The sequence below is a fragment of the Lunatimonas lonarensis genome (genome assembly GCF_000390185.1).
Taxonomy (GTDB): Bacteria; Bacteroidota; Bacteroidia; order Cytophagales; family Cyclobacteriaceae; genus Lunatimonas; species Lunatimonas lonarensis.
The window spans coordinates 67,057-91,115 of the sequence record NZ_AQHR01000035.1 but is presented as its reverse complement, the minus strand read 5'-3'; the positions used below and the strand labels follow the sequence as shown (position 1 = coordinate 91,115).

Below are 24,059 nucleotides of genomic sequence, written 5' to 3'. Positions count from 1 at the left end.
AAAATATGTGATTTCTGTTTCATTATATTATCGCCAACGTTTTGCAGCTACCCGAAGGTGGCGATTTCGAAGCACTTCACTGTCAACCAAGCACAAACTTTGATAGAAGTACAAAGCTTGATTTAACCACTGAACCGCCACTTTTGGGTAGGTGCTGTTAGCTGTAGTTTTCATCTTATCCAATTTATTATTCCACCAATTATAAAAATCCCAAACATAAATGTGAGCATTCCTAAAAAGTATGAAATCACAACTTTGGGATAATTAATAATCTTCTTTTTATCAAAAAAATCTATGATAGACAATAAAATATAAATAATTCCAATTAAGTAACCCTTATCCATTATTTGAAAATCAATTAGGCTATCAATAATTCCAAAAAGAGCGAATAACAACATTCCTATTCCCATAACATAACACAAAAGAATTAGTATTTCATAGAAATTAAAACTGTACTTTCGGAAGAAAACTTTTATCCAAATTGCTATAAAAATTCCCATTAATATATTTGAATAGCCATAATTCTCAGAAACCCAATTAAAAATAGAAGCTATTGCTGATTCTTTTTCAAATGAGTATCCCACATAGCCATCTTCAAAACTGAATATCTGTTGAATGATAGAATAAACTAATGAACATACAATTATAAATACAATTGGTTTAACTAATCGATTTCTATCTTCTTGTAAAAAAAATCTTACTGTTTTACCGGGTCGTAAAATCAATTCTCTAATTGTAAATAATATTCCTTTGTTGAAATTTAAAACATTACTGATTTCATTAACTACATATTGACCATCAATCCTTTTTAATTTAGATGGATTACCACAATTTGGACAAAAATTATGTGTCAAATTTGTTTTACAGTTTTTACAATTATCAACCATCTATAATTTCAAATTTCGTTCTTTTAAAAGATTTTTAAGTTCTTCTCTTTTGTACTTTTCCTTATTAGCTAATTTATAAATAGCATACAAAAGAAGTATTCCAAAGAAGATGGTGAAGTTTCCTGCGATAATGCTATAAATCAAAATTCCAAATAAAACCCCTATTAATGTAGCATCAATAGTCTGAGTAGATTTCATTTTTTTAGCTTCATTCAATAGCTCCTTATCGGTTAATTCATTCAATTGTTTTTTATCCATTTTGTTCATCAATAATCAGATTGTGAGTGTTTTTCTAAATTACAGCTAACTTTCTTATTGGTCTGGTTTGGCTAGACCCTTCTCGCTTTAGGTTGTTGGATTGGTCTGGTTTGGTTGCCTTCTATATTTCTAGATCCATGTCCTCTATTGGACTCCGAATTTCCCTTATTTTTCGAGTACTTACATGTGTGTAAATTTCCGTCGTTCGGCTGCTCTGATGACCTAAAAGCTCCTGAATAAACCGAATGTCCGTACCTCCTTCATGAAGATGGGTAGCATAGCTGTGCCGCAACCAATGCGGAGTAGCAGGCTTGTTGATGCCGGACAAATGCAAGGCTTTCTTGAATACCTCTGCCAAACTTTTTTCGCTGTAGGCCCCTCCCTTCTGCCCTTCTATCAGATACTCTCTAGGTTGAGATGCTTTGATATATGACTGCAGAATACCCCGTAACATGGGTGGAAACCGAACCAAACGATCTTTGTTACCCTTACCTTTTCTCACCATAAGAACCCCTCGCTCCAGCTGGATATCGGTCACGCGTAGGTTTATCAACTCCCCCCTTCGCAGACCACAGGAATACAGAAGGAGCAAAATCAGCCGGTGCTTTGGGTAGGTAAGGGCCTCCAAAATCGCCTTGACCTCTTCCTTGCTCAATACATGGGGCAATTTCTTCGCCCGCCTCGGACGCCGGATAATCTCCGGCTCCAACTTCCTGTCCTCCAAAATGGCAAAATACAACTTCACCCCGTTGATAAACAACGACTGATACGACTCCGACAGCCCTCGGGCCAGGATATAGTCCCGATTGAACAGCTCCATATCCTCGTTGGTCACCTCCTCTGGATCCTTGTTTTCCAAAAACCGAAAGAATACCGAGATCGAATCACAATAGTTTTTTACCGTGGCCTCTGCATACCGACGGTTTCGCAGCCAATCCCTAAACCGCTGGATCTCCGCCCCAATCCGATCTGCCAAGGGAGGGAGTTCCGGCCACACCTGCGGAAGCTCCGCCTTCTTGACCAAGCTGTAGTCCAGCCACACATTGTTCCCTCTAAAATGCGCCAAGAGGGAAGAAACCCGGGTGTCGGCATACGGAACCGCCCATACGCTCTCCTTTGGATACCATGCCGCATCCGGGTAGGCCTTTACCAATTCTTTTAAGTCGAAATCGAAGGGAAACTCCATCCGAATGACCGGCACCTTGCCAAATGTGTCGTTTCGTAAAACTATGGTCTTCTTCATGACAACTTAGAAAAAATGATGGGTGGAAAATACAAAAAAATCCCCCAACTCCACAAATTCCAGAAAAATTCCCTCAAAAAAAAGTGGATATCCGATACGTCAACCGACCTGCTTGACCCTAATTGTAAGGCGGCAAGCTTCACCCAGCTTTACGGGGAAATCCGGAAAACCGGTAACGAAAAAAAAGACTGCCCTTTACAGACAGTCTCAAATGACAATATCAGCTCATCTCACGAAAACCTATTCCGCCAGTGCATCCAAAGCCTTGCGCACCGAACCGGCTGCCAATAGACGCTCTTTGGCGTGCGCATAGTCGGCGATACCGGAGCGCTCCATCAGCATGCGCACCGCGCGGTCGGTAATCTTGTCGTTGATCAGCAAGACATTCACCATCTTGTTGTCCTCCACCCGGCCCAGCTGCACCATTACCGTGGTACTGATCATATCAAAGATCATTTTTTGTGCCGTACCACACTTCATGCGCGTGCTGCCGGTGATAAACTCAGGTCCGGTGATCACCTCTATGGGCAGATCGGCCTGTCCTGCGATGGGCGAATCGGGATTGCTCACCAAACAGCCCGTGGGAATGCCATGGCTCCTACAGGCCCTGAGTGACTCCAACACAAAGGGCGTCGTGCCACTGGCCGAAATCCCCAACACAAAGTCCCCCGGCGACACCTGCTGTGCCTGCAATGCCTTCCAGCCTGCCTCCCGGTCGTCTTCTTCCTCTTCCCTGGCCTCCACCAAGTGCTCCACGCCACCGGCCAGGATCACATTGACCATCCCCTTGGGCACCCCATAGGTGGTGGGCAGCTCGATGGCGTCAAGCACGGAAAGGCGACCGCCACTGCCTGCTCCCACATAGAATAACCGGCCCCCAGCCTTCAGCTGGGCAACAATTTTTTGGATCACGGCATTGATCTGCGGCAGGGCCTGCTCAATGGCCAGGGCCACCTTTTTGTCTTCCCGGTTGATATGGGCCGTCAACTCCTCCACCGACATCTTTTCCAGATGCCTATACAACGAATCCTGTTCTGTAATTTTAGTCATGGTACTTGGTATTTGCTTAGATCGTTTCGGGACGGGCAGCATTGGCTTCTCCATCCCCGTTTTGGCTTCTAATATAGGTAATATCCTCCTGTAAGCGCTGGAAAAAAAGCGCATAGTCACTGCTGTGCAAGATCATGTCCACGCCCTCCGCTATCCATTGGACCTGCAGCTTAGGAGAGGCGGAAAAGTGCACCCCCACATGAAGTCCCTTGGCACGTGCCACCTGAACGATGCGCCGCATAGCCTGCTCCACTTCGGGATGGTCGTATTGCTCCGGCAGGCCCATGCTCACCGAGAGGTCATGGGGACCAATAAAGACCGCATCCAATCCGGGTACCGAAAGCAGCCCCTCCAGTTCCTCCAGGGCCGGCACACTTTCTATATTGACAATGGCCATACGCGGGCCGTTGTACTCCTGAAGATAGGCCTGCAGCTCGGGAGTCAGGCTCTCCTCGCCGCGCAGCAAGCGGGCAAGCTTTTGCCCCTTGATCGGTCGGTACTTCGTAGCCCCCACCAACTGCCGTACTTCCTCCACCGACTCCACATAGGGCACGACCACACCGCCGGCTCCGGCATCGATCATCTGCCCGGCCAATACCGCACTGGGAGCAGCTACCCGCACAATGGGAACTACCCCGGAAGCCCGCAACTGCCGGCACAAGTGGGCCACTTGGGTGCGGTCCAAGGCGATATGCTCGGTATCCAAAAAGACAAAGTCCAAGCCTACCGCCTCCCAAATCCGGGGCCAAAGGGGATTAAAAGAGGTGATGCAGGTGCCATAAACCCGCATACCTGCTTTCATTTTGTCGAAAAACCGCATGACTGGAGGGGTTAGTCTGTTTGGGGGCCGCTGATGACACCCAGGTACCTGCCCATCCAATAGGGAAGCAGCCAGATATCGCCCGGACTGTTTTCGGAGCGGCCCATCCCGCCGGCATCAAGGCCAAATCGGTTGGCATTGTGCCTTCTGATAGGCAGCTCATCGGGCGGCAATACCTCCGTGAGCGTCTGACGACGGAAGTTCTCGGCAATGGGCGTCACGTCCTTGCGGTGGCTGTTCTGCACACTCCAATTGATAAGGTCCATCGGATATTCCTGCAGGTACCAGATGGCTTCCTCCAGGTCAAAGTTGTCGGGGGCCACCAGCGCGGTGAAGATATTCCAAAGCCCGTCCTTTTCGGGACGCTCGGCCTCCCAGTGGTCTATAATGGATTCACGGTATTTGGCCTTGAGGGTATCGTTAAAGGCATAGCGGTAAAGGCCCCAGTAGCCGAGAAAATACATTTCATCGTCTGAGTGGTTCCAGGATTCGGAAAGCATCTCCGCCCACTCGTCTGTACCTTCCTCGGCTTTGCCGATTTGCTCCATGGGCACCATCATATTGTCCAGGTACCCGTGATCGTTCATCAGCTCAAAGGCCTTGGTCTTGTAGATCTCCTTTTGGGTAAAGTGGTAGGCTGTCTGCAGCATGGAGATGATATTGGAGGAGTTTAGCTTCCGGTCGCCTACCATGCGGGGAAAATTGTTCACATAATCCGGATGCCACTTGCCCCACAACGTGGGTTTGCCATCGTAGTCGATCAGGTACCAGTCATTGTCCACGATATGCTGCATGAGGGCATCGATCAAGCGCACAGCCTGATCTTTTACTTCCTTGTCATCTACCAGTTCGGCGATCACGCCAAATACAAACGCATGCCCGATGGCTTCATCGCTACTGGTGGTAGCCTTCCAGTCCCACTCGGGATGGCTGGCCGGCTGCCAGCGCTCTGGGTCTGACAGTTGGGGGATATAACCCCTTCTGGCAAAGGACCTGGAAGGAAAGCCCTCGATGGGATTGATGGTGTAGAGCCGCTCCATGGCATCCAGGGATTCACGGATATTTTGCAGGGCTTCGGCCTCGCCGGTGACCGCATACCGGAACGCCTCCCCCCCTAGGTACATCGATGTCCACAGTCCGTCGTTATCCGAGTCGCCCAGGCGGCCGGAATTGATGTTGCCCTTTTCCATGCCCACCAGGGTAGCATTGAATCCGTAGCGGATATGTCGCTCCCGCATCTGCTTGTCGAAATACTCCGCCTTTTCGTGCAGGGTTTGCTCGAAGAACTCCAGCTTTGCCAGCCCCTGATCGGTGAGCACCCATACGTTTTGGCCGCTTCCCGGTGCCAGGTGCATCACCTGATCGCCGGGCAACCATCGCTCTCCGTAGTAATAGTTAAACTTCCCGTCAGGCTTCAACATAAATGCACCCCGGGTCGACCCAAACCATAGGTTACCATGGATTTCGCGTACGGCGGTCAGTTCCGGCCAGGGCAGCCTGTTCTGCCGCTCACCTTCCTGCTGCCACGAGGCAGTACTTACCCTCAAAAAACCGTCGTTGGTTCCGATGATCAGGTGCTTGCCCCCATTTGCCAGGGAAAAGGAAGTAAACCCCGAACCGGAAAATACCTCTTTCAATTCCTTTTGGCCGGGTGTAAAGGTAGCCACTTGCGTTGGCGTCAACACAAGAAAACGATCCTGCCGGGAATCATAGTCCAGGCCCAATACCTGGGCACTGCCCATACTGCCCTTCCACACCTCCGCAGAATCGACATAATAGGCCAAGCTGCCCGCTCCGGCCACGAGAAAGGAAAAATCCTTGCCCGCCTGAAAAAGGGAGGCATCGGAGATGGCATGCCGGACAAACAGGGATCCCGCCCAGGCATTGCTCAACACAGATCGGTCGTCCAGGTAGACAAACTGGTCACGGTACAGTACAAGGTCTTTCAGCCGCTTGTCCTTCATCGGCAGGTAGGTCCTGTCGGTTATCAGCCTGCCCGGAAAGAGAAACTGCCCGTCGTGAGGACGCAGCAGGCCCTGATCGGAAAGCACCTGTACCGTACCGTTTCGATCCTCGTACGCTCGTAGGAGCCCCACCCCGGGCGTCTCCAGGTAATACTTGATGCTAAGCTCCTGCCGGAAACGGGTGTCTTCATGGACGATAGTTCCGGCCATGGATTGGGCAGAGTCGCCCGATTGGGGATTGCAGGAAGCCAACGCGGCAATTCCAAGGGCAACCATGCCGCCCAAGAATAGTTTTGTCATGTGTGTATAGTTGTTTTAGTGATGAGCCGGTCATTCAAGACCCTTGGTATTTTGGGTAGATCTGCTGTCAGCCTTGCTCCTGACAGACAAGCTCCATAGGGTTCAATGCGCAATGGCCAATAGGGGTAAAAGAAGCCAACTTTAAGGGGTCAAAAGAAATTTGTCCGCCTTAGCACCTGCCAAAGGCGGACAAAACTTACCTAACCTAACTACTTGAGTGATCCTGACATCCCGTTGTTTCAGACGGGAAAACCCCACTCTTCTGTATTACCCGCATACCCTGATTTTGTACTATCACGGACATAAAAAAATCTGCATTATCGTCGACCTCAGCCTGTATTGGCGCTCGGTAGGGGCGCCCAACGAACCGCGTACGGCCGGAAGAGGGAAAACTGCTCAAAGGAAACCCCTCTTTGCCATATCCTTAAGGCGTTGGCATGCCTCCCGCCTCCGCTATTTTACGGTATGCCTCAGTATCTTTTTGGGGTTTACCAACAGGTATTTGATCGATTTCCGGTCACCGCTTTCGTGAAACGAATAGGTGATGTGGAGGTTCCCCTTTCCATCTTCGATCAGGCTGGGATAGGAGTGCCCTCCCTGTCCCTTTTCCCCGTCTTCCAAGTATACTTTCCATTTCCAGGTTTCCCCTTCATCATCCGACAGGTACAGGGCTACCCGATAGCGCCCGTCGTCTATGTCGTTTCCCAAAAAGGCCCAATGCCCGGAACGTAGCGCATGCAGCTCCACGCTGGCGGTGTTGGGTATTGCTGTTTTTTCCGAAGCTGTCCAGGAGTAGCCATTGTCGCTGGACATACTCCTGTGAACCCGGGCGGGGGCATCTCCGCTGTCCCGCATATACGCGACGATGGTGCCGTCCTCTTTGCGGGCAAAGGCCGGCTGTATGGGTCCCCTCCCCACGATGGGCAGGCTGGGAGTCCAGGTTTCCCCCCCGTCGTCCGAGATGGCCGCCAGTGAAAAGTTATACCCATCAGAATACAGTGGAAGCAGGATCCTTCCCGACGGCAAAAACAGCGGTTTGATCCGGGTCATCCATCCTATGCTGCTTTTTCGGCTGTCTTTGGAAGCCTCAAGGATCATATCGTCGTAAGACGGCGCATACTCTGCCCAGCCGGCACCGGTTTCCGGCAGCTCCCTAAACCTCGCTGCCACTTCCTCGGCAAATTCGGAGCCGGGCTTGAGCAGTATATTGTCCTGCCAGTCCCATATAGGTGCGCCGGCGTTGTTGTAATTGGTAGACGTCCTCACCCGTAGAATGGAGTGCTCCCAGCGGTTAGCCTGTACGGCGATCCATACCAGAAAGAGCTTGCCGTCGCCGTTCAAAAACAAGACCGGATTGCAGTCGGGCAAATGCGGCGTATCGGCCATCAAAAACGGCGGCCCCCACTGCTTATCCCGCTTGCGCAGCCTCGCTCCCATGATTTTCACGTCGTCGGCCTTTCGCTCACCGGAGCCTTGAAACCAGGTCGCCAGTAGATCGCCATTGGGCAACTCCACGATACTGCTGCCGTGGGCATGCTCGGGCTGAATGGGAAAGATCAACTGCTCATCCTCTACCGCCACTTCTTTGGGCACCACTTGCCCGCTAAGGGGCATCACACTTGCCAAGGCAAGCAATCCTATCAATAATCCGCGCTCAATCATTTTCTCGGGACAATTTCCATCTATTTCACGCGCTTTCTGCGCTCCATGACCTCCTGCCAGGTGGTCAGCATAATGCCTTCCGCTTCGATATAGGCCTTTAAATCCGGATCGATCATCGCCAGCATATCGGCATACCTCGATCCGCCCGAGCCGCTGATCCGGTCAAACACCTCGTTGTCTCCGTTGCTATGGACGATGATCATGGCCAGGCCGGGCTCCATCTGCGAGAGCACCTCCTTAAACTGCTCCGTTTTGTAGCGGCCCCATTCCGCTGCGGTGGGATCACCCTCTGGCTTCCAATTGCCGCTGACGGAATGGAGATCATCCAACACGGGAAGACCCAGGCTCCAGATCAGCTTACCTACTTCCGGTGCTTTCAGCATCAGGTCATTTTTGGGAAGCTCCATCCCTTCACGGTAGCTTCCCTCCTTCTTTAATCGTTTGATCAGGTTATCGTTCATGGATAAACCCAGCAGCTTATTTACCCCTCCCGGAAACATAACCGGGATGCCGTATTCGGCACCTACCTTGATATACCGCTCCAAAAAGGGCTGATGATAAAACAAGGTACCCATGTGGCTATCCAAATGCGTGGGCTTTAGCCCTAGGGCAATGGCCCTGTCTACCTGGGCACGGATTTCCAGCTCAATTTCATCGGGAGACGCGTTTCTTACGACCTCCTCCACCGAACGCCATAGGGCTCCCTCCGAATCGATCAGGGTAGGCACTACCTCCCTGCCGGCCACGGGATGCCAGCGGTAATGCCCCCACTCCGAAGTCAGCGTAAGGTGCACCCCCGCATCCATGGGTTCCTTGATCGCATATTGCGCAAAACTCGCCGACCAAGGGCAGGGGAACATGATGCTGCACGAGGTGGCTACCCCATCCTCAATGGAACGGATGGTTCCGGTATTGGACTCATACGACATCCCTGCATCATCTACGTGAAAGATCACCACTTTGACACCGGAGGGATAGCCCAAGCGCTCGGCATAGGTCTTACCTTCCTGTGCCAGAAGCTGCGTGCCAAACGCCGCGACCATTCCCAGCAAAACTCCAAATTTTAACATATCCTTTATTTAGTCTCTTTTACCTATTTGGTTATTTATTCCCGGATCAGCTCCCCTTTCCAAAAGGCTATACGCTGCCTGTTCCAGGTATAGCATCCTACCAATTGGCCGTTTTCGTAAAAAATGGCGGGATAGGAGAGTTCATCCTTTTCGTTTTCACCTTTCTCTATATCGTATTTTACCGGCCAGGTTTTTCCATTGTCCTCAGAGATGGCAACGGTGATGGGGTACCGCTTGCCCCAGTTTCCCGATACGGGATTGAAGATCAGCGCTATCTTCTCGCCACCCAAGGGAGCGATGTCGATGCCCGAGTTGTTGTTGGGCAGATCGGTAACTTCGATGGGTGACCAAGTCTTGCCGTAGTCTTCCGAATCGCTGCGGCAAATGTATCCACCGGAGCTTCGCATCAGCATATGCACGTGGCCGGGTTTGGATTCCCACAGGGCCGGCTGAATTACGCCTTCGCCGGTTACCTTCTCCCTGTCCAGGGCTAGCTTGTCGGTAGCCTGCCAGGTTTGCCCGCCATCTTCGCTACGGTCGATGATCACATCCCAGACCCGATTGCGCTCCAAGGATGCCGGGGCCAGCCAGGTGCCGTCTGATAGGACCAGCAGGTGGTTTCGCACCGGTCCACGCCCTCCTATATCGCCGGGCACCAGCTCACGGGGCTCAGACCAGGTCTTCCCTTTATCTTCGGTGTACTGCACCCAGGTCTCCCAGTCGTCGATTTCCTTGCCTACTTTAAAGTAGAGGTACATCTTGCCGTCCGGAGCATTGAAAAGAACCGGGTTCCAATGGGGGTCGTTTCGGAGCTTGGCTACCATCTTCGGTTCCGACCAATCGTTCAGTTTTCCCTGGGAGAGCCAAATGCCCACATCGTCGTGCTTTTCGTAGGATCCGGCAAACCAGGCAACCATATAGGTCCCATCGCCCAGTGGTGCGATAGTGGACGCATGGCATTGGGCAAAGGGCCGATCATCACCGAAAATATGCTCGTATTCCAACGTCTGAATCCCCACGATGGAGGCTTCCGCCGCAGGTTCGGACTGGACGGACGAGTCGGTATGGCTACTTCCACAGGAAGCAATACCAGCAAGCAGGACCACCGAGGCGGCCCCAAACAGAATTTTTTTCATAAAAACAGTCGACTTATTTTAAAAGGGGATTGGCAGGATAGGTATCGATTACATTTCCATCCTCGTCTACGGAAATGATGTTGAAACTACTGCCCTGGAGGGTCACCAAGGTAAAAGCCCTTACCGACTGGGCGGTATCGAGGTACCAGGTGGTCTCCGGATCATGCACTTCCCGGGGTCTTGTGCCCCAAGAACCGTCCCCGATGTATACTACACCATCCTGATTCACCTCGTTGTTTTTGATCGGATAGGTGCGCTTGTAGGCGTGGTCGTGGTTTTCAAATACCAGCTTTACGCCGGCCTTTTCGATAAGGGGCAGCCAATGTTCTCGTACGCGTGCCTGTGTGGTACCGTTGAAATCCCGAACGGAGGGGTAGGCAGGCACGTGGTGCATGGTGATGATTTGCGTGACGTTGTCCCGGATCGCCAATTCACGCTTAAACCACTCGGTTTGAACGCCGTCTACCGGATTGGAATGGTCTGAGTCCAGCAGGAAAAAACTGAAATAGTTTCCAAAGTCCAACACGCCGTAGCCTGGCTGATTGGGAAAAGCAAACAACCCATAATAGAAGGGTGCAATTTTTGCCCTGCTGGCATCGTCAAACTTAAAGTCTTCGTGCTTGGCGAAGGATCCACCCTGCACTTCGTGGTTACCTATGCCGACTACGACGGGAATGATACGGCCATCTTCCCGAATGAGCGTATTTTTTACCGCATCAAACCAGGCATACCAGCGGGTAACGTTTTTGGGATCGCCATTGGCGTAGGCCAAGTCACCGCCGATTACCGCAAAGTGGGGATCGTACTTGGCCACTTGGGTATTGGTCTTTTCCATAAAGGCCTGATCGTGCATGGAGTCCCCTCCGATCGCGATGCGGATCGCCCCCTTGCTGATATCGGCAGGCATGGTGTTGAAATAATATTCCTTTCCCTGTCCGCCGAACTTAATGCTATAGGAGGTTCCGGGTTTCAGGCCGGAAAGGGCCACCCGGTGGATATGGCGATCTGAAAAAGGAAAGGGCAAAACTTCCGCAGTCTCCTGTTTCCACGCATTGCCGCCCTTTTCGGTGATATGCAATACCTGGGGCGTAGCGGCAGTAAGGTGCCAGTCTACCACCATCGTGGTAAGCGGGTCCTCTTTCCAGGTCAGAAAGATCCCGAGTGGATCCTGCTGCGCCAGGGATCCAAAGGACACCAGTACGATGGACAGGGAAATAAGCTGCTTTTTTACATTGTTGACTAAAGCTAACATGTGAAGATGGGTTAATGAAACGGTCACCTGTGATAACAGGCTTCTATTTTTGGGTTAATACCATTGATTAAGATGAATAGGCCATTGGAATTGGTGGCCGAGATGCAAAAAGTATGCGGGAGCCGGAGCCCCCGCACCAAATGGGTAACTAATTTACCAGGCGTACGCCATGGCAGGTACATGCGCTGCATTCAGCATAAAGTTATGCAGCTTGTAGTTCTCGATAAAGGCAGGTAGGTTTTCACTGCCCGGACCAAACATCCCAAGCTCTACGTGATCGGAGGAGTGCCCAGTTCCTGCCCATCCTATGCCGGTATAGGGCATCTGTATCTCGGAAAGAAGCTTCAAAGGAATCTTCCCAGTGTCGTACAGCCCCTCGTCGTTGACTACCTGGTAATTTTTCAGGAGGGCAATTGCCTCCTCCGGCTTGATGGTGATCCCTTGGTAGGCATTTATCAGATCAATGACCTGATCCGGCGTATTGTCTCCGTTAAGCTGCTTCAAAATCCATTCATTGGACCGGGTGGCGGTAAACAGCGTGCCAAACTTGCCCTTCACGCCTCCGTCAAACAGTCCCGGATTGGCGTTTCCATGGTCGGTGGTCATGATTACGAGGGTTTCTCCGTCCCTGGCAGCAAAGTCCAGTGCGATACCTACCGCTTCATCAAAGTCTATCTGATCGTAGAGTAGGGCGGGCGCGTCGTTTCCATGCGCGGCCCAGTCCACCTTACCGCCCTCGATCTGCATGGCAAAACCGTTGGGGTTCTGACTTAGAATCTCTATGGCCTTTTTCACCATTTCCGCCATGGAAGGCGTTACCTTTTTGATCTCGGGATCGTTTTCCCTATCAATGGCATAGGGCAAGCCCCCCTCACTGAATACCCCCAATACGGGCCCTTTGCCCTGAACCTTCAGCAACTCCTCCCGGTTTCGGGCCACCGTAAAGCCGGCTGCTCTATAATCTTTGTACAGGTCTTTTTTGTCGGCCCGCTTGCTGCCATTGAACAACTCGTCACCCCCCCCGAACATCACGTCGAAACGCAGCTTCAGGTAGGTCTCCGCGATGACAGGCATGGCATTCCGGCTCTTTTCGTTGACACAAAACGCCGCAGGCGTGGCATGGGCAATCTGTACGGAGGTAACACAGCCTACCGACTTGCCGGCTGCCTTGAATTTCTGTAGGATGGGAATGGGCTCTTCTCCGTTGGGCCCAATGTTCAGGGAGCCGTTTGGCACACGCATGCCACCTCCCCAGGAGCTACCCGCGGCAGCAGAGTCGGTCACGACCGAGTTGGACGAGGCTGTTTCCATCAGCGAGCGTTTCATGATGTTTCCCTGGTACGATCCTACCCAGCGGCTCCTTCTGCCTTCTTTTTGCTTCAGAAGCACGTCCGCCATATTGAGCGTTCCGGTGCTCATACCGTCACTGACCAAAAAAATCACATTTTTGGCTGTTTTTCGAAATGCGTCCTCCGTATGCCGTGCAAACGCTGAACCAGTGCCCAAAGCAGTAGCTCCCAGTGAGGCAAAAACGCCCTTTCTAAAGAAATCCCGTCGTTTCATGTGTCTATAATTGTTTTTTCAAAGGTACCAAAAGCGATCTGCTGACGAACAGCGCCTAAAGTTATCATTTTATGATCAATAGGAAGGAACCTTTTATGGAATAACTCCCAAGTACCTGCCCAGCCAGTAGGGAAGAAGAAACTCATCTCCGGTGAGTTCGGTGGTTCCGCCTCTGCCATCGTCCAATACAAAGGGATTGGCATTGTGCCGCTCGATGCTCCGTTCATCCGGATGCAGCAGCACATCGGTGGTCTGCCCACGGAAGTTCTGGTCTAGGATACGGAGGTCTTTCCGGTGGGAATTTTTCACATCGTGACGCACCAAATCCCACGCAAAACCCTCCAGATGCCAAAATACCGACTCGCGGTCGATGGAGCCCTCTGTGCCGTAGGTAATCAGGCTCCAGAGTGCATTTCTTTCGGGCAACTCGATCTTCCAGTGGTTGTGGATCACCCATTCCCACTCGGCGCGCAGCTCCTCGGAAAACGCATAGTGGTACAAAACCCAGTAGGTCAAAAAAGCCATTTCGTCGTCTGAATGGTTCCAGCCCCCATCCCCCATATCGTGGCCCTCAAAGATCACCCCCGGCGTGGAGCCAATTCGGTTCAGGTCGATTTTGATATTTTCCAGGTATCCCTCTTCCTTCATCAAGCGGTAGGCTTCTTCCCTATACAGCTCCTTGCCCGTGAGGGCATATCCCAACTGCAATCCCGCAATCAGCGTTGTACTCCCCAACTTTCTGTCCACCACGGTTTCCGGATAGGAATTGATGTACTCCGGATGCCACCTTCCCCATAGGGTGGGCTTACCGTCTATATCCACAAAATAGTAGCGGTTGTTGATCATATGCATGAGTATCTCATCGATAAAATCGGCCACCCGCTTGCGCTCGGTTTCGGTTTTGGCCACCAACTGATCCATCACGGCAGCTACGAATATATATCCCACAAACTCGTCGCTGCTGGTATGTCCCTTCCATTCCCAGCCCTCATCCGGAGACTCCCGCCATTTGGAGGGGCCGGAGACCTTATAGCCAGTTCGCTCAAAGGTCCTTGAGGGAAAGCCCTGCAATTGGTTGATGGACAGGAGGCGTTCAAAAGCCTCGAATGACTCCCAGGCATACCTTCTGGACTGGCTGTCCCCGGTAACCGCATGCTTAAAGGCCATACTGCCCAGGTAAAAAGACGTCCATAACCCATCGTTATCGTCATCCACAAGCTCCGACCTCCCCAGATTCCTTGGATCCTTGACGCGGGTTTCGGTGGAAAAACCGAAACGGATATGCCGCTGCCTTATCTTTGACTCAAAATGCGCAGCCTTTTCCGCCAAGGTTGTTTCTTTAAACCGGATCTGGTTGAGCCCACTTTTGGTCAGGAGGTAGGCATCTCCCATGGAATCAAAGGCCATATCCATCACCTCATCCTCCATGAGCCAGCGATTCGAAGCGTAATAGCGAAAACTCCCATCCGAAAGCCTTCGAAAGGCTCCCTGCGAAGTCCCTGCCCAGACCTGTCCCCCGCTCACTGCCAGGGACCGGACTGCCTGCACCGGCAGTTTCTCCTGCCACGGCAGGAGTTGACTAAAATCACGTAGCGAGTACACCGTATAGCCTGCGTCAGATCCTGCAATCAGCTCGCCCTCCCGGAAGGCAATGGCCCGCAGTCCCGGCACCGCCACCAGCTCCTCCAGTTGATCCTTGCCATTGACCTGCAACACCCTATCCCCGGCATGCAGGTAAAACATACCTTGGTGCACAAACAGCCCCTGAACCGGTGCCGGGAGGCGGCCAAGGTCCAGCAGACGTCCCGCCCGAAAGACTGAAGCCTTGCCACGGCCCGTCAGCAATACATCCCCTGCGGCATTTACCGCCAGCCGGTCAAAGGCTCCTTCCGGCAATCTCCCAAAAGGCTTTCCGGCATGGGCATTGCTGAGGAAACGGTCTGCATAGAGATAGTACAGGTAACCGGTTTCCTCCTGTATGCTGATATCAAGGGGCACCTTGCCCGCAAGTGAACGGTACCTATGATCCGGTATCAGCAGCCCTCCAAAGGGAAAATACACGCCCCGGTCACTGAGGACAAATACTTGATCGTCGTAATCGACCACCACTTTCAAAAATTGGGGGAGCGGGGACTTTTCCGCCACACCGAATTTTGCGGAAACGGCTTGTACATAGGGCTTGCCTTGGGCATAGACCTGACTGATGAAAAGGGAAAAGAACAGCCCCAGCAATGCGTTAAAAATACTTTTTTCTACCATAATTAAACTAAATCCAGTAACTTGCCATACATTTTTTTGTCAATAACCGAGGAAGTAAATCTCGGTCATTCGACTGGTAATACCACCAAAAATGGGTTATGGACTATCTTCAAAATTGTAGGTAAGAAGATAGCCTAAAACCGTTTTTGAAAGTATACATGGAAAACCAACGAGACTATCCAACGGAAATAAGAGAAAATTAACCCGTAATGAAACCCCTCAAAAAGAAAATCAAAGGCAACCTTTACGGAAGAATTCGTCGTACAGTATGGATATAAGGCAAACTTTTTCTCACATTCAATCTACAGAGAGTAACACATGAATATAGGTATTGACTTAGGAGGTACAAAAATCCAGGTTGGAATCGAAAAAAACGGAGAGATCATTTCCCAAACCAAGGCACTGCTAGAGGAAAAAGACTCCCTACCCTCCACGCTGAAGCAGGTGATCAATTTCATCAAACCTTTGATGGACCATAAGGTTGATGGGATAGGAATTGGTGTCCCCTCTGTAGTCGACGTTAAAAACGGCATCGTTTACAACGTGACCAATATCCCTTCCTGGAAAAAAGTGGAACTCAAAGCTATTCTGGAGAAGGAGTTTGACGTACCTGTGTTTGTCAACAACGACGTAAACTGTTTTGCCATCGGAGAGCACCGATTTGGGCTGGGCAAGCAGTTCAGCAACATGGTGGGCATGTCCATAGGGACAGGCCTCGGTTCGGGCATAATCATAGACAACAAGCTGTACGCCGGTGTGAACTGTGGCGCTGGGGAAATAGGCCTGCTACCCTATAAGGACAAGAACATCGAATATTACGCAAGTGGCAACTTTTTCAGCAGCTTCTATGACACGACGGCGCTGGACGCCTACAAAGCGGCGAAAACCGGCAATACACCTTCCTTAGCCCAATGGGAGGAATTTGGGCGCCATTTCGGAGCCGCGGTGCAAGCAGTTCTGTATACCTACGATCCAGAAGCCATCATTCTGGGTGGATCCCTTGCAAAGGCATTCCAGTTTTTCAAAAAGAGCATGGAAGATAGTTTTCAGGATTTTATCTATCCGGAAATCATCAATAAGCTGACTATTCTGGTTTCCAAAAACGAAAACATTGCGCTGTTGGGCGCTGCTGCGTTGGTAGACCAAGCCCTAGTAGGCCAAACAAACGCCCTGTAAAATCCCTTTTTACAAACCCACCCCATCATGAAGAGAAACAACCTGATAGTAGCGTTAATTCTACTGATATTTTTTGTCATTTCATTTTTGACCAACATACTGGGCCCCATCATCCCGGATATAATCGATAGCTTTACGCTTAGCTTGGGATTGGCAGGCTTCCTGCCCTTTGCGTTTTTCGCTGCGTATGCGGTGATGTCCATTCCCTCGGGTATTCTGGTTGAAAAATACCGGGAGAAAAAAGTGCTGACCGCCGCGTTTGTAATGGCATTTACCGGTGCCCTTATTTTTGCCCTGATACCAAGCTTTGGCGTGGCCCTGAGCTCCCTGTTCATCATAGGAATAGGCATGGCCATGCTCCAGGTAGTCATCAACCCACTACTGCGCACAGCCGGGGGGGATGAACATTTTGCCTTTAATTCCGTCTTGGGTCAGCTCGCCTTTGGTGCGGCAAGCTTTTTAAGCCCCTGGCTCTACAGCTACTTGGTAAACAACATGCATACAGCCGACACCTCGGCCTTGATAACGCTGCTCAACGGACTCGTTCCAGAAAACCTCAAATGGGTATCCCTGTACTGGGTCTTTGCCGTAACCTCCTTTCTGATGGTCATCATTATCCTTTTTGCCAAGTTTCCCACGGTGGAGCTCAAAGAGGATGAGAAAATCGATGCGGGCTCGTCCCTTAAGGAACTGCTCGGCGACCGAATGGTAATCCTGTTCTTTTTAGGAATCTTCTGCTACGTAGGTACCGAACAGGGAGTGGCCAACTGGACCTCCAAATTTTTGCAAGACTACCATGGGGTAGATCCCTCTACGGTTGGTGCCTCCGTCATATCCTATTTCTGGGGACTGTTGACAGTGGGTTGTTTGCTGGGCTTGGTGCTGCTCAAGTTCTTTGACAGCCGCCGGGTGTTGATGCTGTTTACCTCGGGAGCCATCGTCTCCCTGCTTGCCGGATTATTTGGGCCTACCGCAGTGGCCATCGTGGCGTTTCCCCTTGTAGGCTTTTTTGCCTCGGTGATGTGGTCGATCATTTTCTCCCTTGCGCTAAACTCCGTTTCCAAACACCACGGAACCTTCTCCGGGATCCTGTGCACCGGAATTGCAGGGGGAGCGGTGGTCCCGCTGGTTGTGGGAGGCATCGCCGAGCTGGTCGGGCTGAAAGTGGCGATGTTGTTCTTATTGATCACCCTTGGCTATATCCTAAGCATTGGCATTTGGGCAAAGCCTTTGGTCACCAACGCCACGGTAAAAAGCTTCAAAGACCTTTTTAACTAATCCCTGAAGGCATGTACAAGATCATTCTTTTGTTGGACTTTGCGGAGGAATACAGCAAAAGCTTGCTCAAAGGGATATCCAAATACTCCTCCGAACACGGCCCGTGGACCTACTGCCGCATGCCACTATACTACCGGGAAACCATCGGCATAGAAGGCATCATCAACTGGGCGAAGGAATGGGGAGCGGACGGGATCATCGGTCAGCTATACAACGACATGGATATCAAGGCTATTCTGGAATCCAAGATTCCCGTCGTGGCACAGGATTTCAAGGAGCGGTTCAAAGAACTGCCCAATATCACCGGAGCCTACCGTGAGACCGGGCTGATGGGGGCCTCCTATTTTTTGCAAAAGGGCTTTAAAAACTTCGCCTTTTACGGCTTCAACGACATCGTTTGGTCTAGGGAAAGGGCGGAAGGTTTTGAAGAGAAAATCAACTCCCTTGGGTATAAAGTTCATTATTTTGAACACCGCAAGTCAAGGTCTACCGACCTTTGGTACTACAAAAGCAATTCGCTAAGCAAGTGGCTGCTCTCCCTTCCAAAACCCATTGCGCTGATGACCTGTGACGACAATCAGGGGCTTCACATCGCAGAAGCCTGCAAACAGAACAAAATCCGTATTCCGGAGGAAGTTGCCGTATTGGGCGTGGACAACGACGTGATGCTGTGCGAGCTGTCCGACCCACCGCTATCCAGCATCGCCATGGATGTGGAGAAGGGAGGGTATGACACCGCCAAGCTGATGGATCACATGATCACCCATGGTTTTGACAGCCATTACGATATCATAGTGAAGCCCACCCAAATCATCACACGGCAGTCTACCGATATCTACGCCACCAACGACGACTACATCGCTTCCTCCCTCAAGTACATCCATAAAAACATAGAAAAAAACCTTCAGGTAGACGAAGTCGTCAAGCAGGTCCCCCTATCCAGGAGAACCCTCGAAAAACGTTTTTTGCAGATCACGGGATACCCTATCTATAAATATATCTCCAACCTGCGTATTGAGAAATTTGCCCAAAAGCTGTTGGAAACGGATCAGACTGTGTTTGAAATCGCCATGGACCTAGGCCTGAACGACAGCAAAAATATCGCCCGTCAGTTTAAGCAGGTAAAGGGCTGCAATCCGGTAGAATACCGCAGACAATACCTTGCCGGCAAGTAACAAAAGGTAGCCGGAGAGCCATGCCGAAAGGATCAACGATTCCCCATTCACTGAAATCTATCTTTTTGAACCGTTTATACCTTCTTTTTGGATAGTCTAAAAAGCCTCCCCGAAGTATATACTTTGCAACTTTTGCAATACACACGAAACTATTTCCCAAACCTTTATTTTCACCAAATAATCTAAACACATATGAAGCAGTTGAATAAGGATACTTGGCTGGCAGTTTTGATTGCCGGTATGGCATTGGCGACCGCATGGGCCATACGGGGCCAGTTCGGCCACGAGCAGGGCGCAGCTTGGGCAGGAGGCATAGGCAGTTTATCCATCCTGTTGCTTTCCGGAAGGAAAGACTGGTATCCGAAAGCAATTAAAGCGGCCTTTGCCGGTGCTGTGGGATGGGGACTTGGTGGCATGATGAGTTATGGTGCCGTGGTCGGGTATGGCCGGGGAATCGAATTCATCAACGTTTACTATGGCCTCCTAATGTTATTGGTCATCGGAGGATTGTATGGCTTTATAGGCGGGGGGCTTTTTGGATTGGTCTTGGCCGACACATCGGAAAACAAAGTCAAATGGCACCGGGTCGTTACCGAGCTGACCGTAGGCGGCGTGATTTTTTATTACTTTATCATCGAGCAGCTGGGCATCAAAATGACCCCACCGCGATCCGAAGCCTGGGGAGTATGTGCCGGAATAGGCCTGGCCTTGATGTACTACCTGGTGCGAACAGGACAGAAAAATGCGCTACGGGTGGCCATTTTTTCCGGTCTTGGCGGTGGATTTGGCTTTGCCTTTGGCAATTTTCTGCAGGTACTCGGCAATGTGGCGCAGGTTCCTTTTAACATGTGGAACGTCATGGAGTACTCACTGGGCTTTTTTGGCGGAGCGGGCATGGCCTACGCTACCTTCACGGCAACCTGGGCAGAAGACAAAAAGACTGTATTGAAAAACTCGAATTTAATGATCCCCTTGGTGGGATTGGTGTTGGTGATTCCCTTTTTTGTGTGGCAGCAGTCCTTTATCGCCAAAGATCTACAGCCTACTATACAGCGCTTGGTCGAAGGAGACACAGCCGGAATCATCCGCATTGTACAGTGGGTTGCCTTCATAGCACTTATCCTGCCTGTCGTCGTTTGGATTCGTAAGTTTGCCACCTATACCGATCGGCTCGATCTCCCTGTTCCCTCCTCCCTCATCAAAGAGGTTTTCATCGGGTATTTTGGACTCTACATCCTCTATACCATCCTGATCACCGGCTCCTTCCTGAGCTTCTACCGAGTCGAGCAATTCTTGTATATAGCAAATTTCGCAGTGATCCTTTGGGCCACCCCGCGGCTGACGGTCACCTTTGTGGACAGGCCCTTTGCATCGGCCAAGTACGGATACATGCTGATCGGGGTCATTCTCTTTATCGCCCTGTTAGCGTTGGTCGCCATCAATACCCACGGGGAAATGCCCGGGATGAACCGAAGGTTTGAACTCAACTAACCCTCTTTCAGAAGGATCAAAAAAGGGAGCCAACTCACAGCTGGCTCCCTTTTTCTATTCATACTCCGGTGTTGTCGGAATTCGGTTTACCAACTTATTTCGCCCATCTGCCGCTTTGTGCAGATCAAAGGCATCGTAGAGCTCCCCATGAATGGTATAAGCCTCGTATTCGAGCTTGTCGCCCACAATATGAATAACCTGATAGGTTTGGGTTTTGGAAGCCTTACGTTCCATCCAGGGATAATCCTCCGCATCATACATCTTGATTCCCGCCATAGATACTACATAAACAGTCCCTTCCTCCTCGGATCTTACTTCATCAATACCACCCTGTTGGCTGGGTCCGATCATGCCTCTACCATAGGCGTGATCATGTCCTTGCAATACCATGTCCACCTTATATTTATCCACAATAGGCTTAAAGTGCTTCCGCAAATCCTCGTTGTCCCGATTGGCTTTCGTGGAGTAAAAGGGGTGATGGATGGTGACTACCGTCCATTTTCTGGGATCATTGAGCAAAATGGAATCCAACCATAGCACCTGCTGCTGTTTCAGGTAGGGGGACTCCTCTATCTCCTCGGCATTCAGTGAGATCAGCTTCAGTTCCGGATAGTTCACTTGGTAACAGGTTTCCTCCAATCCCTTTGGCCCATTGAGCGGCAGGTTAAACTGGGGCCTCCATTGGGGAGCAAGGGTCTCGTCCTTTCCATATTCGTGGTTGCCCGGCGTCATGATGCTGGGCAGCGTGGCATGGATAAACCCGCCTGCGTAGAACCACTCGCCCCATTCGAAATCATTGTTATGCCTATTTATAAGGTCGCCGGCATGAAGGGAAAAGGCGGCATTGGGAAAATGCTTGTATGCCTGACGGATCAGCCTGGACCAATGGTCGCGTATCCCGTTTTGGGCGTCGCCCAGATACAAAAAAGAGATGCCCTCCGATGCCACATCCGGAACCCTGACCTGAAACCATTCACTCCAAAAATCCCCATGTCCTACACGGTATACGTAGGTCTTGCCGGCCATCAGACCAGTCATTTCGGCTGCATGGTAATACGCTTCTATGGTAGGATTCGACTCGTGCTCGACGATTAGCAATTCACTATCGGCCTTCACGGCCACCACCTGTTGCAAAAAGGAAGATGAATGGGTAGCCTCTGCCCATTCCAAAACACCTACCGGCTGGCCTACCGAGGTTCTCCAGTTCACGTTTAGCGATTCAAGTGGTGACTCGGATAGATTCAGGATTACCCTATCCGGCATTATGGAAGGCAGATACCCCGCCAACTGAGGACTAATAGGATCGAAATCTGTTGTATGCTGACCATAGACGGCTACGGCTCCAATCAAACAGCCAACGGCAACAGAACAAAACCGCCTAAACCGTTTTGAAAGTATCAAGACAATGGAATTCATATGTTTTCAATTTTTATTGCGATCGTAACTCGTTCCGGTTTATCGGAATAGCCTGCCCCAATCCCTCGGGGGAATGCCCATTAAAAGTATCCTTCTCCAAAAAGATACGTTTCATGGGTATTTCATAAATGCTTTTGTTTTACAGGGTAGTGAGTGAACCACTCCAGTAGGAAAAGTCCTTTGAAGTGATACGCCAAAGGAACCACTAACGACTATTCCCACCGCTCAAAATCGTGTGATCAAACTAAAAAAGGAAAGAATGGCAATGCCTGAAAAAAGAAGCGCCCTGATCTATCGTGAAAGTCAGGGCGCAAAAAATTCAGATGGATTACAAAAATACTACCAAGGCTTGCCTGTTCCTTGAATCAGCCAAGGCTTGGACCACTGGTTATTGGCACCCCTACCTGCGGCAAAGGTCACTTCCAAGCGGCCAATAGCCGCATTCACATTGTTGGCGTTAAAGTTTATCTCGTTATTGCCATAGGTAAAGCGCACAGGCAACACAGGCTCAGCAGCTGCTTCACCGGGTACCAATGCAGGGAGACCGGTTCTACGGAAATCAAACCAAGACTCGGAAGCAGTAGTCCAAGAGGCGATCCATTTCTGCTCAATGATTTGCGCCAAACTTCCGTTATAAGCTACTCCAGGTCTAGCTATGTACTCGCTGTAGGAGCTTCCTACTCCCCAAGTCTCTAGGGAAAGCCGAACGGCATTGTTGTAATGGGTTTGCGCATTTCCTACATTCCATCCTCGCTGCGCAGCTTCTGCTAGGATAAAGTGTACCTCAGCCGCAGATATAATTCTGGCCCGCAGTATTCCTCCACTTCGGCCACGATAGCGGTCAGAAAGCTGCGATACGTGCTGGTTTTCCAGCTGCTGGCCCTCCGTAGGGTTCAGGTTATGCGCGCTGGGGTTCTCCAAAGCGGGAGGAATACCCACATATCGACCTGTGTCAAGCTGCCGTCCCAACAGCGCTGGGTTGTAATGCCTTGTGTAGACATTTCCAGCTGCGATTCGCTGTACATAATCCGCATCACTAAAGGAAACCCGACCGTTTAGGATTACGCCGTTTTCGCGGATAAAGGGGTCGATGGCGGTGGTGAGCGTTGGATCCTCAACCCATCTACAGTGTACAGGCCTAAACCAAATCGGAACTCGGGGATCCTCGATCTCCAACATACGGTTGATCAAAGTAGTGGTTGGCTTAATCCGCCGGAATCCAGACCCTGCATCAAAGTCGGTGGCACTTGGCCATGAGTCCGCCTGCGATGCACCTATGAAGTTCATGGTCACGTCCTCGTCAGCCGCTGTAAGGAACACGCCGGTACGGAACACTTCTTCTATACCTGCCCGCGCAAAATCGGGCTTCTTCGCCTGCAACCTCATGTAATATCTAAGCAGCAGCGAGTTGGCAAACTTATGCCAACGTTGCGCATTTCCACCAAAATACAGGTCATACTGCGGAATGATACCGGTGTTTCTACCGGAGGAGAAAATCTGGGCGGCAGCTTTTAGGTCATTGATGATCCCATCGTAGATGATCTCTTGGCTGTCATACGCCGGAAACTCATTTTCAACTCCCGGCTGGTCGCCGCGAAGAGCCATCGTATAGGGAGCATCTCCCCACAAGTCAGTGATAGTACCGAAAGCGAAAGACTTCATCGTCAAAGCGATACCCTTGTGAAAATCCAGACCAGTCGCTTCGGCCCTTTCCATAAGGAAACGATTATTGCGAAGGATATCGTACCAACCGTTCCAGTCCTGCAAGCCCCACTCGTACTGGTTGTGGCCGGTAAACCAACCGTCGTGCTGGGTATGTTGAACTGTACCCGCAAGGATTCCGTATCCTAGACTGTTGATATTCAGAGCAGTCTGCCTCATTACCGCCGGCAGAAGCAAGTTTGGGTTGGCAGAGGATGGCGAAATCCCATTGGGATTATCGTTTATCTCGTCCAAGCTATCGCAGGACACGGCTGCCAAAAGCCCTACCGCGATCATGAACTTATAAAATGAACTAACTATTTTCATCTCTTTTCAAATTTAAAGTTTCGTTAACCAA

Annotated in this window: 18 protein-coding genes; 4 read left to right on the top strand and 14 right to left on the bottom strand. The window is 50.7% G+C overall.

Annotation, left to right across the window (positions count from 1 at the left end):
• Positions 1-170: 170 nt before the first annotated feature.
• From ADIS_RS04905 to ADIS_RS04850, 12 genes are all read right to left on the bottom strand, one after another.
• On the bottom strand, positions 171-854 hold the full coding sequence (locus ADIS_RS04905) for a DUF3667 domain-containing protein (protein ID WP_202900553.1): 684 nt from the start codon (positions 852-854) through the stop codon (positions 171-173).
• 33 nt (positions 855-887) lie between these two features.
• The gene (locus ADIS_RS04900) at positions 888-1,145 is read right to left on the bottom strand and encodes an FUSC family protein (RefSeq protein ID WP_035804730.1); all 258 of its coding nucleotides are present in this window, start codon (positions 1,143-1,145) and stop codon (positions 888-890) included.
• Positions 1,146-1,266: 121 nt separating this feature from the next.
• A complete protein-coding gene (locus tag ADIS_RS04895; RefSeq protein WP_035804708.1) occupies positions 1,267-2,388 on the bottom strand; it encodes a tyrosine-type recombinase/integrase in 1,122 nt (373 codons plus the stop codon).
• 240 nt (positions 2,389-2,628) lie between these two features.
• Positions 2,629-3,438 carry an N-acetylmuramic acid 6-phosphate etherase gene (locus ADIS_RS04890; RefSeq protein WP_010853239.1) on the bottom strand — a complete coding sequence of 270 codons (810 nt, stop codon included), beginning with the start codon at positions 3,436-3,438 and terminating at the stop codon, positions 2,629-2,631.
• A 16-nt stretch (positions 3,439-3,454) separates the two neighbouring features.
• Positions 3,455-4,258 carry an HpcH/HpaI aldolase family protein gene (locus ADIS_RS04885; RefSeq protein WP_010853238.1) on the bottom strand — a complete coding sequence of 268 codons (804 nt, stop codon included), beginning with the start codon at positions 4,256-4,258 and terminating at the stop codon, positions 3,455-3,457.
• 11 nt (positions 4,259-4,269) lie between these two features.
• Positions 4,270-6,522, bottom strand: coding sequence for a ligand-binding sensor domain-containing protein (locus ADIS_RS04880; protein ID WP_010853237.1), 2,253 nt, complete (start codon positions 6,520-6,522; stop codon positions 4,270-4,272).
• Between the two features lie 453 nt (positions 6,523-6,975).
• Positions 6,976-8,184, bottom strand: coding sequence for a sialidase family protein (locus ADIS_RS04875; RefSeq protein WP_010853236.1), 1,209 nt, complete (start codon positions 8,182-8,184; stop codon positions 6,976-6,978).
• Between the two features lie 20 nt (positions 8,185-8,204).
• The gene (locus tag ADIS_RS04870) at positions 8,205-9,254 is read right to left on the bottom strand and encodes a polysaccharide deacetylase family protein (protein ID WP_010853235.1); all 1,050 of its coding nucleotides are present in this window, start codon (positions 9,252-9,254) and stop codon (positions 8,205-8,207) included.
• 35 nt (positions 9,255-9,289) lie between these two features.
• Positions 9,290-10,390, bottom strand: coding sequence for a sialidase family protein (locus ADIS_RS04865; RefSeq protein WP_010853234.1), 1,101 nt, complete (start codon positions 10,388-10,390; stop codon positions 9,290-9,292).
• A 13-nt stretch (positions 10,391-10,403) separates the two neighbouring features.
• Positions 10,404-11,642, bottom strand: a complete 1,239-nt coding sequence (locus tag ADIS_RS04860; RefSeq protein WP_010853233.1) for a purple acid phosphatase family protein — start codon at positions 11,640-11,642, stop codon at positions 10,404-10,406.
• Positions 11,643-11,795: 153 nt separating this feature from the next.
• Positions 11,796-13,205 carry an alkaline phosphatase gene (locus tag ADIS_RS04855; protein WP_010853232.1) on the bottom strand — a complete coding sequence of 470 codons (1,410 nt, stop codon included), beginning with the start codon at positions 13,203-13,205 and terminating at the stop codon, positions 11,796-11,798.
• A 93-nt stretch (positions 13,206-13,298) separates the two neighbouring features.
• Positions 13,299-15,464 (bottom strand): hypothetical protein, encoded by a 2,166-nt coding sequence (locus tag ADIS_RS04850; RefSeq protein WP_010853231.1) that lies wholly within the window; start codon positions 15,462-15,464, stop codon positions 13,299-13,301.
• Between the two features lie 318 nt (positions 15,465-15,782).
• Between ADIS_RS04850 and ADIS_RS04845 the strand changes: the two genes are divergently transcribed.
• From ADIS_RS04845 to ADIS_RS04830, 4 genes are all read left to right on the top strand, one after another.
• Positions 15,783-16,640 (top strand): ROK family protein, encoded by an 858-nt coding sequence (locus ADIS_RS04845; protein WP_010853230.1) that lies wholly within the window; start codon positions 15,783-15,785, stop codon positions 16,638-16,640.
• Positions 16,641-16,667: 27 nt separating this feature from the next.
• Positions 16,668-17,918, top strand: a complete 1,251-nt coding sequence (locus tag ADIS_RS04840; protein ID WP_010853229.1) for an MFS transporter — start codon at positions 16,668-16,670, stop codon at positions 17,916-17,918.
• 11 nt (positions 17,919-17,929) lie between these two features.
• Positions 17,930-19,093, top strand: coding sequence for a DNA-binding transcriptional regulator (locus ADIS_RS04835; protein WP_010853228.1), 1,164 nt, complete (start codon positions 17,930-17,932; stop codon positions 19,091-19,093).
• A gap of 192 nt (positions 19,094-19,285) precedes the next feature.
• Positions 19,286-20,584 (top strand): hypothetical protein, encoded by a 1,299-nt coding sequence (locus ADIS_RS04830; RefSeq protein WP_010853227.1) that lies wholly within the window; start codon positions 19,286-19,288, stop codon positions 20,582-20,584.
• A gap of 54 nt (positions 20,585-20,638) precedes the next feature.
• On the opposite strand, the gene ADIS_RS04825 is transcribed toward ADIS_RS04830, so the two are convergent.
• Together ADIS_RS04825 and ADIS_RS04820 are read right to left on the bottom strand one after the other, a co-directional pair.
• Complete coding sequence (locus tag ADIS_RS04825) at positions 20,639-22,000, bottom strand: purple acid phosphatase family protein (RefSeq protein ID WP_010853226.1); 1,362 nt, start codon at positions 21,998-22,000, stop codon at positions 20,639-20,641.
• Between the two features lie 339 nt (positions 22,001-22,339).
• A complete protein-coding gene (locus tag ADIS_RS04820; RefSeq protein WP_010853225.1) occupies positions 22,340-24,028 on the bottom strand; it encodes a SusD/RagB family nutrient-binding outer membrane lipoprotein in 1,689 nt (562 codons plus the stop codon).
• Positions 24,029-24,059 lie beyond the last annotated feature (31 nt).

Excerpts from the sequence above, each read along its gene's own strand:
- ADIS_RS04900 (WP_035804730.1), bottom strand. The coding sequence starts at position 1,145 with ATGGATAAAAAACAATTGAATGAATTAACCGATAAGGAGCTATTGAAT.
- ADIS_RS04895 (WP_035804708.1), bottom strand. The coding sequence starts at position 2,388 with ATGAAGAAGACCATAGTTTTACGAAACGACACATTTGGCAAGGTGCCG.
- ADIS_RS04890 (WP_010853239.1), bottom strand. The coding sequence starts at position 3,438 with ATGACTAAAATTACAGAACAGGATTCGTTGTATAGGCATCTGGAAAAG.
- ADIS_RS04885 (WP_010853238.1), bottom strand. The coding sequence starts at position 4,258 with ATGCGGTTTTTCGACAAAATGAAAGCAGGTATGCGGGTTTATGGCACC.
- ADIS_RS04880 (WP_010853237.1), bottom strand. The coding sequence starts at position 6,522 with ATGACAAAACTATTCTTGGGCGGCATGGTTGCCCTTGGAATTGCCGCG.
- ADIS_RS04875 (WP_010853236.1), bottom strand. The coding sequence starts at position 8,184 with ATGATTGAGCGCGGATTATTGATAGGATTGCTTGCCTTGGCAAGTGTG.
- ADIS_RS04870 (WP_010853235.1), bottom strand. The coding sequence starts at position 9,254 with ATGTTAAAATTTGGAGTTTTGCTGGGAATGGTCGCGGCGTTTGGCACG.
- ADIS_RS04865 (WP_010853234.1), bottom strand. The coding sequence starts at position 10,390 with ATGAAAAAAATTCTGTTTGGGGCCGCCTCGGTGGTCCTGCTTGCTGGT.
- ADIS_RS04860 (WP_010853233.1), bottom strand. The coding sequence starts at position 11,642 with ATGTTAGCTTTAGTCAACAATGTAAAAAAGCAGCTTATTTCCCTGTCC.
- ADIS_RS04855 (WP_010853232.1), bottom strand. The coding sequence starts at position 13,205 with ATGAAACGACGGGATTTCTTTAGAAAGGGCGTTTTTGCCTCACTGGGA.
- ADIS_RS04850 (WP_010853231.1), bottom strand. The coding sequence starts at position 15,464 with ATGGTAGAAAAAAGTATTTTTAACGCATTGCTGGGGCTGTTCTTTTCC.
- ADIS_RS04845 (WP_010853230.1), top strand. The coding sequence starts at position 15,783 with ATGAATATAGGTATTGACTTAGGAGGTACAAAAATCCAGGTTGGAATC.
- ADIS_RS04840 (WP_010853229.1), top strand. The coding sequence starts at position 16,668 with ATGAAGAGAAACAACCTGATAGTAGCGTTAATTCTACTGATATTTTTT.
- ADIS_RS04835 (WP_010853228.1), top strand. The coding sequence starts at position 17,930 with ATGTACAAGATCATTCTTTTGTTGGACTTTGCGGAGGAATACAGCAAA.
- ADIS_RS04830 (WP_010853227.1), top strand. The coding sequence starts at position 19,286 with ATGAAGCAGTTGAATAAGGATACTTGGCTGGCAGTTTTGATTGCCGGT.
- ADIS_RS04825 (WP_010853226.1), bottom strand. The coding sequence starts at position 22,000 with ATGAATTCCATTGTCTTGATACTTTCAAAACGGTTTAGGCGGTTTTGT.
- ADIS_RS04820 (WP_010853225.1), bottom strand. The coding sequence starts at position 24,028 with ATGAAAATAGTTAGTTCATTTTATAAGTTCATGATCGCGGTAGGGCTT.